At 70.4% G+C, this 13071-nt stretch carries 11 protein-coding genes and 1 pseudogene; 5 read left to right on the top strand and 7 right to left on the bottom strand.

Going from position 1 to position 13071, the window contains the following annotated elements; genetic code table 11:
• Positions 1-51: 51 nt before the first annotated feature.
• The 7 genes from AMO33_RS18315 to AMO33_RS18285 all read right to left on the bottom strand — a co-directional run bounded on the left by AMO33_RS18315 (position 52) and on the right by AMO33_RS18285 (position 7707).
• Complete coding sequence (locus AMO33_RS18315; protein ID WP_060593702.1) at positions 52-1293, bottom strand: MFS transporter; 1242 nt, start codon at positions 1291-1293, stop codon at positions 52-54.
• Positions 1290-1766 (bottom strand): MarR family winged helix-turn-helix transcriptional regulator, encoded by a 477-nt coding sequence (locus AMO33_RS18310; protein WP_060593701.1) that lies wholly within the window; start codon positions 1764-1766, stop codon positions 1290-1292. The genes AMO33_RS18315 and AMO33_RS18310 overlap by 4 nt, the downstream gene beginning before the upstream one ends.
• Positions 1767-1887: 121 nt before the next feature.
• The gene (locus tag AMO33_RS18305; RefSeq protein WP_060593700.1) at positions 1888-2943 is read right to left on the bottom strand and encodes an acyl-CoA dehydrogenase family protein; all 1056 of its coding nucleotides are present in this window, start codon (positions 2941-2943) and stop codon (positions 1888-1890) included.
• Between the two features lie 150 nt (positions 2944-3093).
• Positions 3094-4122: an acyl-CoA dehydrogenase family protein gene (locus tag AMO33_RS18300; protein ID WP_060593699.1), complete on the bottom strand. Its 1029-nt coding sequence runs from the start codon at positions 4120-4122 to the stop codon at positions 3094-3096.
• Positions 4119-5261, bottom strand: coding sequence for an acyl-CoA dehydrogenase family protein (locus AMO33_RS18295; protein ID WP_011207010.1), 1143 nt, complete (start codon positions 5259-5261; stop codon positions 4119-4121). Before AMO33_RS18295 ends, AMO33_RS18300 begins: the two co-directional genes overlap by 4 nt.
• Complete coding sequence (locus tag AMO33_RS18290) at positions 5261-6151, bottom strand: enoyl-CoA hydratase (RefSeq protein WP_041559787.1); 891 nt, start codon at positions 6149-6151, stop codon at positions 5261-5263. The genes AMO33_RS18295 and AMO33_RS18290 overlap by 1 nt, the downstream gene beginning before the upstream one ends.
• Positions 6151-7707: a FadD3 family acyl-CoA ligase gene (locus AMO33_RS18285; RefSeq protein WP_275896130.1), complete on the bottom strand. Its 1557-nt coding sequence runs from the start codon at positions 7705-7707 to the stop codon at positions 6151-6153. Before AMO33_RS18285 ends, AMO33_RS18290 begins: the two co-directional genes overlap by 1 nt.
• Positions 7708-7797: 90 nt before the next feature.
• On the opposite strand from AMO33_RS18285, the gene AMO33_RS18280 reads away from it, so the two are divergent.
• From AMO33_RS18280 to AMO33_RS18260, 5 genes and pseudogenes are all read left to right on the top strand, one after another.
• The gene (locus AMO33_RS18280) at positions 7798-8988 is read left to right on the top strand and encodes an acyl-CoA dehydrogenase family protein (protein WP_011207013.1); all 1191 of its coding nucleotides are present in this window, start codon (positions 7798-7800) and stop codon (positions 8986-8988) included.
• A complete protein-coding gene (locus AMO33_RS18275) occupies positions 8985-9782 on the top strand; it encodes an SDR family oxidoreductase (RefSeq protein WP_060593697.1) in 798 nt (265 codons plus the stop codon). The genes AMO33_RS18280 and AMO33_RS18275 overlap by 4 nt, the downstream gene beginning before the upstream one ends.
• Positions 9783-9827: 45 nt before the next feature.
• Positions 9828-10451 carry a TetR/AcrR family transcriptional regulator gene (locus AMO33_RS18270; RefSeq protein WP_170916178.1) on the top strand — a complete coding sequence of 208 codons (624 nt, stop codon included), beginning with the start codon at positions 9828-9830 and terminating at the stop codon, positions 10449-10451.
• 61 nt (positions 10452-10512) lie between these two features.
• Positions 10513-11667 carry an acetyl-CoA C-acetyltransferase gene (locus AMO33_RS18265; protein WP_060593696.1) on the top strand — a complete coding sequence of 385 codons (1155 nt, stop codon included), beginning with the start codon at positions 10513-10515 and terminating at the stop codon, positions 11665-11667.
• Between the two features lie 628 nt (positions 11668-12295).
• Positions 12296-12934: pseudogene (locus tag AMO33_RS18260) on the top strand (HAD family hydrolase); the annotation flags it as partial.
• Between the last annotated feature and the right edge of the window lie 137 nt (positions 12935-13071).

Genomic DNA, 13071 nt, shown 5'->3' with positions numbered 1-13071 from the left:
CGGCGACCGTTCTGTACGTCGCCTGCCGGTTCCGTCACGGGGAGTGACGGGTCAGTCGTCGCCGAGGGTGATGGCCTGGGCTTCGGTGATCGAGTGCGGGGCCGGGTCGTGGTCGTCGATGTGGGCCAGGGCGTTGCGGCCGAGGAGCAGCACGGCGACGGCGGCGGCGGTGCAGGCGGCGCCCACCCAGAACGGCAGCGCCACCATGTGCTCGCCGAGCTTGCCCGCCAGCCACGGGGCCACCGCGCCACCGGCGAAGCGGACGAAGCTGTAGGCGGCCGAGGCGGTGGAACGCTCGACCGGCGCGGAGATCATCACGGCCTCGGTGATCAGGGTGTTGTTCACGCCCAGGAAGGCGCCCGCGAGCACCACGCCGACGATCAGCACCGGCTTGTGCTCGGCGAACATCGCCATCACCGCCAGGTCGAGGGCGAACAGGCCGAGCACGGTGGCGATCATCGGCAGCGTGCCGAAGCGGCGCTGCAGGCGCGGGGCCGCGAACACCGAGGTGATCGCCAGCAGCACACCCCAGCCGAAGAAGATGAAGCCGATCGCGTAGCTGCCCATGTCCAGCGGGAACGGGGTGTAGGCGAGCAGGGTGAAGAAGCCGAAGTTGTAGAGCAGCGCGGTGATGCTGACGATCAGCAGTCCGCGGTGGCGCAGCGCCCGGAACGGGGCCGCGAGCGAGGTGGGCTGCGCGGGCTTGGGCAGTTCCGGCAGCAGCGCCACGATCGCGACGAAGGCGATCGCCATCAGCGCCGCGACGCCGAAGAACGGCCCGCGCCAGCTGATGTCGCCGAGCACACCGCCCAGCAGCGGGCCGGCCGCGATGCCGATGCCAAGCGCCGCCTCGTACAGGATGATCGCCTTGGCGACCCCGCCGCTGGCGGCGCCGACGATGGTGGCCAGCGCGGTGGCGATGAACAGGGCGTTGCCCAGGCCCCAGCCCGCGCGGAAACCGACGATCTGCCCGATCGAGTCGGACATGCCCGCCAGCGCGGAGAACACCACGATGATGGCGAGACCGGCCAGCAGTGTCTTCTTCGCGCCGAACCGGCTGGACACCACACCGGTGACCAGCATCGCGATGCCGGTGACGGCCATGTAGCTGGTGAACAGCAGCGACACCTGCGAGGGGGAGGCGTGCAGCTGTTCGCCGATCGGCTTGAGGATCGGGTCGACCAGGCCGATGCCCATGAAGGCGATGACGCTGGCGAATGCCACCGCCCAGACTGCCTTGGGTTGCCTGGTCGATTCCGGCGCGCTCGGGCGCGCGTGGGTCGCGGTGCTCATGGGTGGGGAGTCCTCGACGGGTCGGGCCGGGGCGCGGGCGTGGACAGCGCCGCCAGCAGTTCGGTCATGACGTCGTGTGCGGAGCGCAGGCGTTCGGGGTCGATGCCGTCGGCGAGCCGGGCGGTCATCGCCGTGCCGTAGGCCGCGCGCACCCGGGCGAGCCGTTCGCGTCCGGCCGGGGTGAGGGCGACGACGACGGCCCGGGAATCGGCGGGGTCCTTGCTTCTGCTCGCATAGCCCGCGTCGACGAGTCGGCCGAGCAGCGCCGTTGCCGCCGGTTGGGACGACCCGTAGTTGCGGGCGAATTCGCTGACGCGCACCGCGTCGTGCTCGTCCAGGACCGCCAGGGCCCGGGCTGTCGCCCTGGGCAGATCGTCGTCGGCGATCGCCCCGGCCAGCCGGGTGAGCCTGCTCGCGGCGACGACGAGATCGACGACCGTGTCGTCCGCCCTGGTCACCGCAGCATGCCGCACCAGAACATTATTACCTAAGCTAACTATATATTTCTCGTGAAATATCCCACTCCAGACGCCGAAGACCCCGGCGAGCGGGCTCGCCGGGGTCTCGTCGGTGCAGGTCGGGCCCGTACCGGGGTCAGGCGGTCAGCGGCAGGGGCCGCCGGGCCGGGCCGAACAGCTGCGCGTCGCCGTGGGCGCGTTTGAAGAACAGGTGCGCGTCGTGCTCCCAGGTGATCGCGATGCCGCCGTGCATCTGCACGGTCTCGGCGACCACGTCGGTGAAGGCCCGCGAGCACTGTGCACGCGCCACCCACACATCCTCGGCCGCCGATTCCGCACCGGTGGCCACCGACTCCGTCGCCAGCCGGGAGGCGGACTTCGCCGACTCCACCAGCACGTACATGTCGGCCATCCGGTGCTTGAGCGCCTGGAAGCTGCCGATCGGCCTGCCGAACTGCACCCGCGACTTGGTGTACTCGACGGTCATCTCCAGGCACCGCTGCGCCGCGCCGACCTGCTCGGCGGCCACGGCGGCCCACGCGACCTCGCGTAGCCGGGCGATCACCGGGGCGGGATCGCCCGTGCCGAGGCGCCGGGCGGGCACCTCGGTGAAGGTGACCTCGGCGAGCTTGCGGGTGGGATCGAGGGTGGGCACCACCCGCCGGGCGACGCCCTCGGCATCGGCCGCGACCTCGAACAAGCCCTCCGCCGTCACCACGATCAGCGTGCCGGCTCCGGCCGCGTCGAGCACGTAATGCGCCGTGCCGGACAGGCTCTCACCCCGGGCGCGCACGCCGGGCTCGTCCCAGCCGCGCGGGCCGGCCCAGCACACCGCCAGGGTGCGGCCGCCCTCGGCCACCTCGGGCAGCAGCCGGGCGCACGCCTCGTCATCGCCGGACAGCAGCAGCGCCTGCGCGCCGAGCACCGCCGAGCCGAGCATCGGCACACCGGCCAGCGTGCGGCCCAGTTCGCCCACCACCAGCAGGGATTCGACCAGGCTCGCCCCGATGCCGCCGTACTCCTCGGGAATCGCCAGCGCGGCGACGCCGATCTGCTCGCACAGCAGCCGCCACAACGCCGGGTCGTAGCCGAGGTCGGTGTCCATCGCCGCCCGCACGGCCGCGGGCTGGGCGTGCTTGCCCAGCAGCGCCCGCACCGAGTCGGCGAACTCCTTCAATTCGCTCTCGCTCATGCTGTACCTCTCTTGCGTGATCGGGGCGCCCTGCGTGGTGATGCTGCGCTGCCGCCTTCGGGCGCTGACCCGCTCACGCTGTGCCTTTCTCGCGTGATCGGGGCGCCCTGCGTGGTGATGCTGCGCTGCCGCCTTCGGGCGCTGACCCGCTCACGCGGTGCCTCGCAGTGCTCGTTCGCGCAGCGCCTCCTCGCGGAGCGCGCGGGCGATGCGCCCGCGGTGCACGTCGGCGGTGCCCCACGCCGATCGCAGTGCGGTGACCTTGGTCAACCACAACGACAGGTCGTACTCGGCGGTGTAGCCGATCGCACCGTGTACCTGCAGGGCCGCGCGGGCGGCGGTGTACGCGGCGTCCCCGCAGGCCACCGCGGCCGCGGACACATCGCGCTCCCGGCTCGGCTCGTCGAAGGTCAGCGCCGCGCGATACAGCAGCGGCTCGGCCAGGTCGAGCGCGATCAGCACGTCGGCCAGCTTCTGCTTGACGGCCTGGAACTCGCCGATCGGCCTGCCGAACTGCTTGCGCTGCTTGGCGTATTCGGTCGCGGCGTGCAGCAGCGCGCGGCCCGCCCCCAACTGCTGGGCGGCGCAGGCGAGCACACCCGCGTCGAACGCGCGGGCCACCGCGGCGCGCGCCGGCTCGCCCTCGGCCACCGTCTCACCCGGCGCGACCGTGCTCAACCGCCGGGCCGGATCCACCGAACGGACCTCGCCTGTCGCCCGGCCCACGGTGATCCGGTCGCCGGAGACCACGAACACCACGTCGGCGGCCTCGGCGTCCAATGCCACTGTCGTACCGGCGGATTCGAAGGCGATGGTGGCCAGCGCCGACCCCTCGGCGATGCCGGGCAGCCAGCGTTGCGCGGCGTCGGCGTCCGGCAGCGCTTGCAGCAGGGCCGGAATCGCGGCGGCGCTCTCCACCAGGGGGCCGGGGGCGGCGGCGCGGCCGAGTTCGACGAACGCCACCACCAGGTCGATCGGTTCGGCGCCCATGCCGCCGTTGTCCTCGTCGATGGCCAGACCGAGCACGCCCTGCTCGGCCAGCTGTCCGAGCAGCGCCCGGCCGGGTTCACGGTCGCCCGCCGCCCAGGCCCGCACCGCGGCGGGCGTGCGGCCCGCGTCGAGAAGTTTGCGCACGCTGGCGGCGAAATCGGCCTGCTCGGGACTGAGCGCGAATCTCATCGGCTGCTTCCTCTCGGTAGACCGAGCAGCCGCTCGGCGATGATGTTGCGCTGGATCTCGTTGGTGCCCGCGTAGATCGGGCCCGACAGCGCGAACAGGTAGCCGTCGGTCCAGCGCCCGGCCAGTTCGGCGTCGGCGCCGAGCACGTCGAGCGCGGTCTCGTGCATGGCGATGTCCAGCTCGGACCAGAAGACCTTGGTGATGGAGGATTCCGCGCCCAGCTTGCCGCCCTCGTTCAACCGGGTGACGGTGCCGAAGGTGTGCAGGCGGTAGGCCTCGCTGCGGATCCAGGCGTCCACCACGGCGTCGCGCTGAGCGGTGTCGGTGCGCTCGCCGCGCTCGAGCCACAGGTCGATCAGCCTGCTCGCGGTGGCGGTGAACCGGCCCGGGCTGCGCAGCGACAGGCCGCGCTCGTTGCTGGAGGTGCTCATCGCCACCCGCCAGCCCTCGCCGGGCGCGCCGATGACGTCCTGGTCGGGCACGAACACGTCGTCGAGGAAGATCTCCGCGAATCCCGGCTCACCGTCGAGCTGGGGGATCGGCCGCACCGACACGCCCTCGGCGGTGAGCGGGAACATCACGTAGGTGAGGCCCTTGTGCCGCTCGGCCTCGGGGTCGCTGCGGAACAGCCCGAACGCCCAGTCCGCGAACGACGCCCGCGAACTCCACGTCTTCTGGCCGCTCAGCAGCCAACCGCCCTCGGTGCGCCGCGCCGTCGAGCGGATGCCCGCCAGGTCGCTGCCCGCCTCCGGCTCCGACCAGGCCTGCGCCCAGATGTCGTCGCCGCGCGCCATCCGCGGCATGATCCGGTCGAGCTGCTCGGGGGTGCCGTGCTCGAACAGCGTGGGCGCGAGCAGGAAGATGCCGTTCTGGCTGACCCGGCCCGGCGCCTGCGCGGCGTAGTACTCCTGCTCGAACAGCACCCATTCCAGCAGCGAGGCATCGCGCCCGCCGTATTCGCGCGGCCAGGACACCACCGAGAACCGGGCCTCGGCCAGGGTGCGCTCCCAGTCGCGGTGCGCCTCGAACCCGGCCTTGGTGTCCATCGAGGGCAGCGGCTGCGCGGGCTTGTTCGCGGCGAGGAATTCCCGGACTTCCCGCTGGAAGTCCTGCGCCGCCTGATCCAGTTCCAGATCCACTACGCCGTCCCGTTCTGCTCTGCCGTGCGCGCCGAGTCCCGCATGGAACGGGCGTTCATGCCGCCCAGCGAGTCGGCGCCGACCTCGGCGTTGTGCGCGTGCGCGAAATGGTGCAGGCCGAACACCGAGTCCATGCCGGTGCGCATGCCCATCAGGTCCTCGGCTTGGTTGACCGCCTTCTTGGTCAGCGCGAGCCCGAAGCGCGGCATGGCGGCGATCTTCTCGGCCAGCGCCATCGTCTCGGCCTCCAGCTCGGCGCGCGGCACCACCCGGTTCACCATGCCCCACTCCTTGGCCTGCGCGGCCCCGAACCGGTCACCGGTGAAGAGGAATTCCTTGGCCGCGCGCGGCCCGAGCACCCACGGATGGGCGAAGTACTCCACGCCCGGAATGCCCATGCGCACCACCGGATCGGAGAAGAACGCGTCGTCGGAGGCGACGATCAGGTCGCACACCCAGGCCAGCATCAGCCCGCCCGCGATGCAGGCGCCCTGCACCATCGCGATGGTCGGCTTCGGGATCTCCCGCCAGCGCCGGCACATGCCCAGGTAGACCTCGGACTCGCGGGCGAAACGCTGATCGCCGCCCGCCTTGTCGACGTGGTCCCACCACAGCGTGGCCTTGTTCTGGTAGCGCACGTGGTGGTCACGGCCCGGTGTGCCGATGTCGTGGCCCGCGCTGAAGTGCTTGCCGTTGCCCGCCAGCACGATCACCCCGACCTCGTCGTCCTCGACGGCGCGCTCGAAGGCGGCGTCGAGGGCGTAGGTCATCACCGAGTTCTGCGCGTTGCGGTAGTCGGGGCGGTTCATGGTGACGATCGCGACCCGGCCGCGCCGTTCGTAGGTGACGACCTCGCCTTCGTCGGGCACCCCGGCGGGTTGGTCTGACATCACTGCTTCTCCTCACGTAATTGACGCTTGAGCACTTTCCCGGCGGCGCTGTAGGGCAGCTGGTCGCGGAATTCGACGAAGCGCGGCACCTTGAAATTGGCGAGCACGGTCTTGGCGTGCGCGATCACCTGCTCCTCGGTGAGCTCGGCACCGGGCTTGCGCACCACGTACGCCTTGCCGACCTCGCCCATCCGCTCGTCGGGCACCCCGATCACCGCCGACTCGGCCACCCCGTCGAGCCGGGCCAGCGCCTGTTCGACCTCGGCCGGATAGACGTTGAAACCGCCGCTGATGTACATGTCCTTGAGCCGGTCGGTGATCTTGAGGTAGCCGCGCTCGTCGACGGTGCCGATGTCGCCGGTGTGCAGCCAGCCCTCGGCGTCGATGGTCTCGGCGGTGGCCTCCGGATCGTCGAGGTAGCCGAGCATCACGTTCGGTCCGCGCAGCAGCACCTCGCCCGCCTCGCTCAGCTTCAGTTCGAAGTCCGCGATCGGCCTGCCGCAGGTGTTGGCGACGGTGACCGCGTCGTCGTCGGGGCTGCACATGGTGCCGAAGCCCGCCGACTCGGACAGCCCGTAGGCGGTGAGCACCACGTCGAAGGCCAGCTCCGAGCGCATCCGCTCGATGAGCACCACCGGCACCGTGGCCGCGCCGGTGACGGCGACCCGCAGCGAGCTCAGGTCGTAGGACTCGCGGCCGGGGAAGTCCAGGATGGTCTGGTAGATGGTGGGCGGGCCGGGCAGCACGGTGATCCGCTCCGAGCCGATCAGCTGCATCGTGCGCGGCACGTCGAAGGTGACCTGCGGGACGATGGTCGCCCCGGTGACCATGCACGCCAGGAAGCCCGCCTTGTAGCCGAAGTTGTGGAAGAACGGGTTGACCACCAGGTACCGGTCGTCGGCCCGCAGCGTCGCCCGTTCGGCCCACGCCCGCACCACCGACATGGCCTGGCGGTGGGCCACCAGGGTGCCCTTGCTGCGGCCGGTGGTGCCGGAGGTGAACAGGATGTCGGACAGGTCCTCGGGGTCGACCTCGCGCGCCCGCTGTTCGGCCTCGGCCGGCGTGACCGTCTCGGCGGCGGCGTCGAGATCCGGCCAGTTGAGGGTGCGCGCGTCGGTGGGTACCGAGGTGCCCGGCTCGACCGGGATCACCACCACGGTTTCGATGGCCAATTCCGGTGCGACGGCACGGAGTTCGGTGAGACGGTCGCGGCCGAGGAAGGTGCCTGCGACGAACAGTGCCGCCGGGCGCACCCGGCCGAGCACGTCGGCGGCCTCGTCGGCGACGTACCGGGTGTTCAACGGCACCAGCGCGGCGCCCGCGTAATGCGCGGCCAAGGCGGCGACCACCCAGTGATAGGTGTTCGGCGACCAGATGGCGACCCGGTCGCCGCGGCGCACGCCCCGCGCGATCAGCGCGCGCGCCGTGCGCTGGACCTCGGCCAGCAGCTGGGTCCAGTCGAGCCGGACCTCGCCGTCGGCCAGCGCGGGCGCCGCGCCGTGGGTGCGCGCGGCGTCGTGCAGTGCCATCGGTGTCGTCTGAGCAGGGGGAGTCACGGAGTTTCCTCACCGTCGGTGCGCGAGCCGGATCCGGGGACTTGGGCCGGCGCTCTACAAAGCAAGTGCTTGGTAGGTTATCCTACCGACGTGGTTGCGATCCAGACCTCAGAATCCGGCACCGCCGCGCAGGACGCGGCGTTTTGCGCCGAAGTGCGGGAGTGGTTGGCGGAGAATCTCGACGGAGAATTCCGCGAGCTGCGCGGACTCGGCGGTCCAGGCCGCGAACACGAGGCATTCGACGAACGGCTGGCCTGGGACCGGCACCTGGCCGCCGCGGGCTGGACCTGCCTGGGCTGGCCGAAGGAGTACGGTGGCCGCGAAGCGAGCGTGCGCCAGCAGGTGATCTTCCACGAGGAATACGCCAGGGCCAACGCGCCCGCGCGCGTCTCGCACGTGGGGGAGGAGCTACTCGGCCCGACCCTGCTCGCCTTCGGCACCGAGGCGCAGAAGCAGCGCTTCCTGCCCGGCATCCGCACGGTCTCCGAGCTGTGGTGCCAGGGCTATTCCGAACCCGGCGCCGGCTCGGACCTGGCCGCCATCACCACCGCCGCCCACCTCGACGGCGACCAGTGGTCGATCAACGGGCAGAAGATCTGGACCTCGCTGGCGCACGTGGCCGACTGGTGCTTCGTCGTCGCCCGCACCGAGAAGGGGTCGAGCCGGCACAAGGGCCTGTCCTACCTGCTCGTGCCGATGAAACAGCCCGGTGTCGAGGTGCGCCCGATCATCCAGCTCACCGGCACCTCGGAGTTCAACGAGGTGTTCTTCGACGATGCCCGCACCGACGCCGACCTCGTCGTCGGCGAGCCCGGCGACGGCTGGAAGGTGGCGATGGGCACCTTGGCCGTCGAACGCGGCATCTCCACCCTGGGCCAGCAGATCCGCTTCGCCCGCGAGCTGGCCGACATCGAGGCGCTGGCGCGGCGCACCGGCGCCGCCGACGACCCGCTGATCGCCGACCGCATCGACCGCGCCTGGGTCGGCCTGCGGGTGTTGCGCGCCCACGCGCTGCGCACCATGGAGGGCGGCGGCATCGACGAATCCGGGCAGGCCTCGGTGGCGAAGCTGCTGTGGGCCAACTGGCATCGCGGGCTCGGCGAGCTGGCGATGGCGGTGCGCGGCGCCGAGGGCCTGGTGGCGGGCGAGGGCGATCTCGACGAATGGCAGCGGCTGTATCTGTTCACCCGCGCCGACACGATCTACGGAGGTTCGAACGAAGTGCAGCGCAACATCATCGCCGAGCGAGTGCTCGGGCTCCCTCGGGAGGCCCGCCCATGAGCGGACCCTTGTCTGTCGCCCCGCAGCCGATTCCCGGTCACGGCCTGCTGACCGGTCGCGTCGCCGTCGTCACCGCCGCCGCGGGCACCGGCATCGGCTCGGCCACCGCCCGCAGGCTGCTCGCCGAGGGCGCCGACGTGGTGATCTCCGATTGGCACGAGCGCAGGCTCGGCGAGACCGAGGTCGAGCTGAAGGGCGAGTTCCCCGAGCGCCGGGTGGCCGCCATCGCCTGTGACGTGCAGAGCACCACCCAGGTCGACGAGCTGGTGCGGGGCGCGGCCGCCGCCCTGGGTCGCATCGACATCATGGTCAACAACGCCGGTCTGGGCGGTGAGACCCCGGTCGTGGACATGACCGACGAGCAGTGGGACCGCGTCCTCGACATCACCCTCAACGGCACCTTCCGCTGCACCCGCGCCGCGCTGAACTACTTCCGCGCGGCCGGCCACGGCGGCGTGATCGTCAACAACGCCAGCGTGCTCGGCTGGCGCGCCCAGTACGGCCAGGCCCACTACGCCGCCGCCAAGGCCGGCGTCATGGCCCTGACCCGGTGCAGCGCCATCGAGGCCGCCGAACTCGGTGTGCGGATCAACGCGGTCGCGCCGAGCATCGCCCGGCACGCCTTCCTGGACAAGGTGAGCTCGTCCGAACTCCTCGATCGCCTCTCCGAACGAGAAGCCTTCGGCCGCGCCGCCGAACCGTGGGAAGTGGCCGCCACCATCGCCATGCTCGCCAGCGACTACACCACCTACCTCACCGGCGAAGTAGTCTCCATCAGCAGCCAGCGAGCCTGAGATGCGACAGCTTGGGCTGGCACCAAGCAAATGCTTGGTTGTATCATGGCTCGCGTGACCGCACCTGACGCCTCGAAATCGACCCGGCGCACCGAGCTGCTGGGGCTGGCCGCCGAGCTGTTCGCCGAGCGGGGGTTGCGGGCGACGACGGTGCGCGACATCGCCGACGCCGCGGGCATCCTGTCCGGCAGTCTCTACCACCATTTCGATTCCAAGGAGTCGATGGTGGACGAGATCCTGCGCGGCTTCCTCGACGATCTGTTCGGCCGCTATCGCGAGATCGTGGCGGCGGGCCTGAGCTCGCGCGACACCTTGGAAGCCCTCGTGCTCGCCTCCTACGAGTCCTTCGACCGCAGCCACGCGGCCGTGGCCATCTACCAGGCCGAGGCCAAGCGGCTGCGCGATGCGGAGCGGTTCGCCTACATCGACGAATACAACCGCGAGTTCCGCGCGCTGTGGCATCGGGTGCTCACCAACGGCGTCGCCGACGGCAGCTTCCGCCCGGAGCTGGACGTCGAGCTGGCCTACCGCTTCCTGCGCGACACCGTGTGGGTGGCGGTGCGCTGGTACCGGCCCGGCGGCCCGATCACCGTGGAGAACCTCGCCAAGCAGTACCTCACCATCGTGCTCGACGGGCTCACCGTGCCCGAGCGCACCGACCAGGCGTAGCGCCTGCGCACCACTAGGAGTTCTGATGTCTGCACCTTCGGCCCGCCGCCCCTACGCCCCGTTGCGTGACGCCTACGTCGTCGACGCGGTGCGCACCCCCGTCGGCAAGCGCGGCGGTGCCCTGGCCGGCGTGCACCCGGCCGACCTCGGCGCGGCCGCGCTGCGCGGCCTGTTCGATCGCAACTCCATCGACCCGATCAACGTCGACGACGTGATCGTCGGCTGCGTCGACAACGTCGGCCCGCAGGCCGGCAACATCGGCCGCACCATGTGGCTGGCCGCGGGCTACCCTGAGGAGGTGCCCGGCGTCACCGTCGACCGCCAGTGCGGCTCCAGCCAGCAGGCCATCAACTTCGGCGCGCAAGCCATCATGAGCGGCACCGCCGAAGTGATCGTCGCGGGCGGCGTGCAGAACATGAGCGCCATCCCGATCTCGGCGGCCATGCTCGCGGGCAAGGAATACGGCTTCGACTCCCCGTTCGTCGGCGCCCAGGGCTGGGACCACCGCTACGGCACCGAAGAGGTGTCGCAGTTCCGCGGCGCGCAGCTGATCGCCGAGAAGTGGAACATCAGCCGCCGCGACATGGAGGAATGGGCGCTGCGCAGCCACGAACGCGCCCGCGACGCCATCAAGAACGGCCGCTTCGACAACGAGATCGTCCCCGTCGGCGACTTCTGGATCGACCAGGGCCCGCGCGAGACCAGCCTGGAGAAGATGGCCTCCCTACCCCCGCTCGCCGAGGGCAGCCCGCTCACCGCGGCGGTGGCCAGCCAGATCTCCGACGGTGCCAGCGCGACCCTGCTCGCCTCGGAATGGGCGGTGCAGGAGTACGGGCTGAAGCCCCGCGCCCGCATCCACCACGTCAGCGCGCGTGGTGCGGACCCGATCTTCATGCTCACCGCGCCGATCCCGGCGACCAAGTGGGCATTGGAAAAGACCGGGCTGAGCATCGACGACATCGACGTGGTGGAGATCAACGAGGCGTTCGCGCCGGTGGTGCTGGCCTGGATCAAGGAGACCGGCGCGGATCCGGAGAAGGTCAACGTCAACGGCGGGGCGATCGCTTTGGGCCACCCGCTCGGCGCGACCGGCGCGAAGCTGTTCGCCACCCTGCTCAACGAGCTCGAGCGCCGCAACGGGCGTTACGGGCTGCTCACCATCTGCGAGGGCGGCGGCACGGCGAATGCGACCATCATCGAGCGCCTGGAGTCCTGATCTCGGACGGTGCGGGGCTCGCAGTCGCCGGGTCCCGCACCCGAAGTTGGTGATGTCGGTCAGATCGGCCTCGCGTCAGTGTCATTCGTTATTCGCCGCTGTCCTCGGCGGGGGACATTTATCACTTTCATCCAGGGACCAAAGCTATTCCTATGCCGGCGGGCGGAGCACCCGTCAGAATAGTTGCTGCGCAACATAAAAGCGCTGACACTCCAACTGCTACTCCACGTGCCTCCGCACGGATACCGCTCGACATTCGTACCCCCCTGAGGAACATTCTCGATTTCGGCATCGACCGGATCGCCTTCACTGAGCGTGAAAACGTCCCCCTTTTCCACCGTCGACAAGTGGAACCACGCGAGCGAGCCGTCCGTCCGCGTCAGCACGCCGGTGCCGTTGCGGATGTTCCAGCGGTAGACCGTCGCACGCTCCATGACCCGCCCCCTCGCTGCACGGTGTGGTCGACCAGAGGTCTATCGTCGCACAGCCCCCAGCTCTCCGCGGCTGGAAAACGGTCTCGAGCTGCGCGCCTGCGCCTACGACGTCAACGCCCGTGGCGCGGTGATTACACTTTGGCCGATCCCGCGCACTGAAGCGGGTCCAGTGTGTAGATCGCAGGGGGAGCCACGTGGTGATCGAGGCGGTCGTGTTCGATGTCGGCGAGACCCTGGTGGATGAGACCCGCGAATATGGCACCTGGGCCGACTGGCTCGGAGTTCCCCGGCACACCTTCGTCGCCGTACTCGGCGCGACCATCGCTCGGGGGCTGGACTACCGCGAGACCTTCCAGGTGTTTCGCCCCGGCTTCGACCTCACCGCCGAACGGGAGGCTCGCGCCGCCGCAGGTCGGCCCGAATGGTTCGGTGAGGACGACCTGTATGCCGACGTGCGCCCCGCCCTGGCCGAACTCGGGGCAGCGGGAATTTGGGTGGGCGTAGTCGGTAACCAGACGGCGCGCGCCGGTGAGCTGCTCCGTGGACTCGATCTGCCCTGTGACTTCATCGCGACCTCCGATGAGTGGGGTGTGAGCAAGCCCGACACCGCGTTCTTCCATCGAATCATCGAGGAGGCGGACAGGCCGGCCGACGTCATCTTGTATGTCGGTGACCGTCTCGACAACGACATCGCCCCGGCCAAGGCGCTGGGGATGCGGACGGCGTTCATCCAGCGCGGTCCATGGGGGTGGATCCACCGGGACTCGCCTTCGGTGGCCGAACTGGCCGACTTCCGCATCGACTTCCTGACCGAACTCCCCGCCCTTGTCGCAACAGGTGCCGACATGCTCGACTCCCCCTCACACCATCGGCGCGGTTACCCAGTACAGCTCGGCGCGGCTGGTGTGCTCGATGAGCGCCTCGCGTGCGGGGAGGGTGGCGTCGTAGACGCGTACGGCCTCCCGCACCT

The sequence above is a fragment of the Nocardia farcinica genome (assembly GCF_001182745.1).
Taxonomy (GTDB): domain Bacteria; phylum Actinomycetota; class Actinomycetes; order Mycobacteriales; family Mycobacteriaceae; genus Nocardia; species Nocardia farcinica.
Note: the sequence above shows the minus strand (reverse complement) of the source record. Positions and strands in the feature narration are given on the sequence as shown.

Bases quoted from the DNA above. Each gene is read 5' to 3' on its own strand.
- AMO33_RS18315 (WP_060593702.1), bottom strand. From the start codon at position 1,293: ATGAGCACCGCGACCCACGCGCGCCCGAGCGCGCCGGAATCGACCAGG.
- AMO33_RS18290 (WP_041559787.1), bottom strand. From the start codon at position 6,151: ATGTCAGACCAACCCGCCGGGGTGCCCGACGAAGGCGAGGTCGTCACC.
- AMO33_RS18300 (WP_060593699.1), bottom strand. From the start codon at position 4,122: ATGAGATTCGCGCTCAGTCCCGAGCAGGCCGATTTCGCCGCCAGCGTG.
- AMO33_RS18270 (WP_170916178.1), top strand. From the start codon at position 9,828: ATGGCTCGCGTGACCGCACCTGACGCCTCGAAATCGACCCGGCGCACC.
- AMO33_RS18305 (WP_060593700.1), bottom strand. From the start codon at position 2,943: ATGAGCGAGAGCGAATTGAAGGAGTTCGCCGACTCGGTGCGGGCGCTG.
- AMO33_RS18275 (WP_060593697.1), top strand. From the start codon at position 8,985: ATGAGCGGACCCTTGTCTGTCGCCCCGCAGCCGATTCCCGGTCACGGC.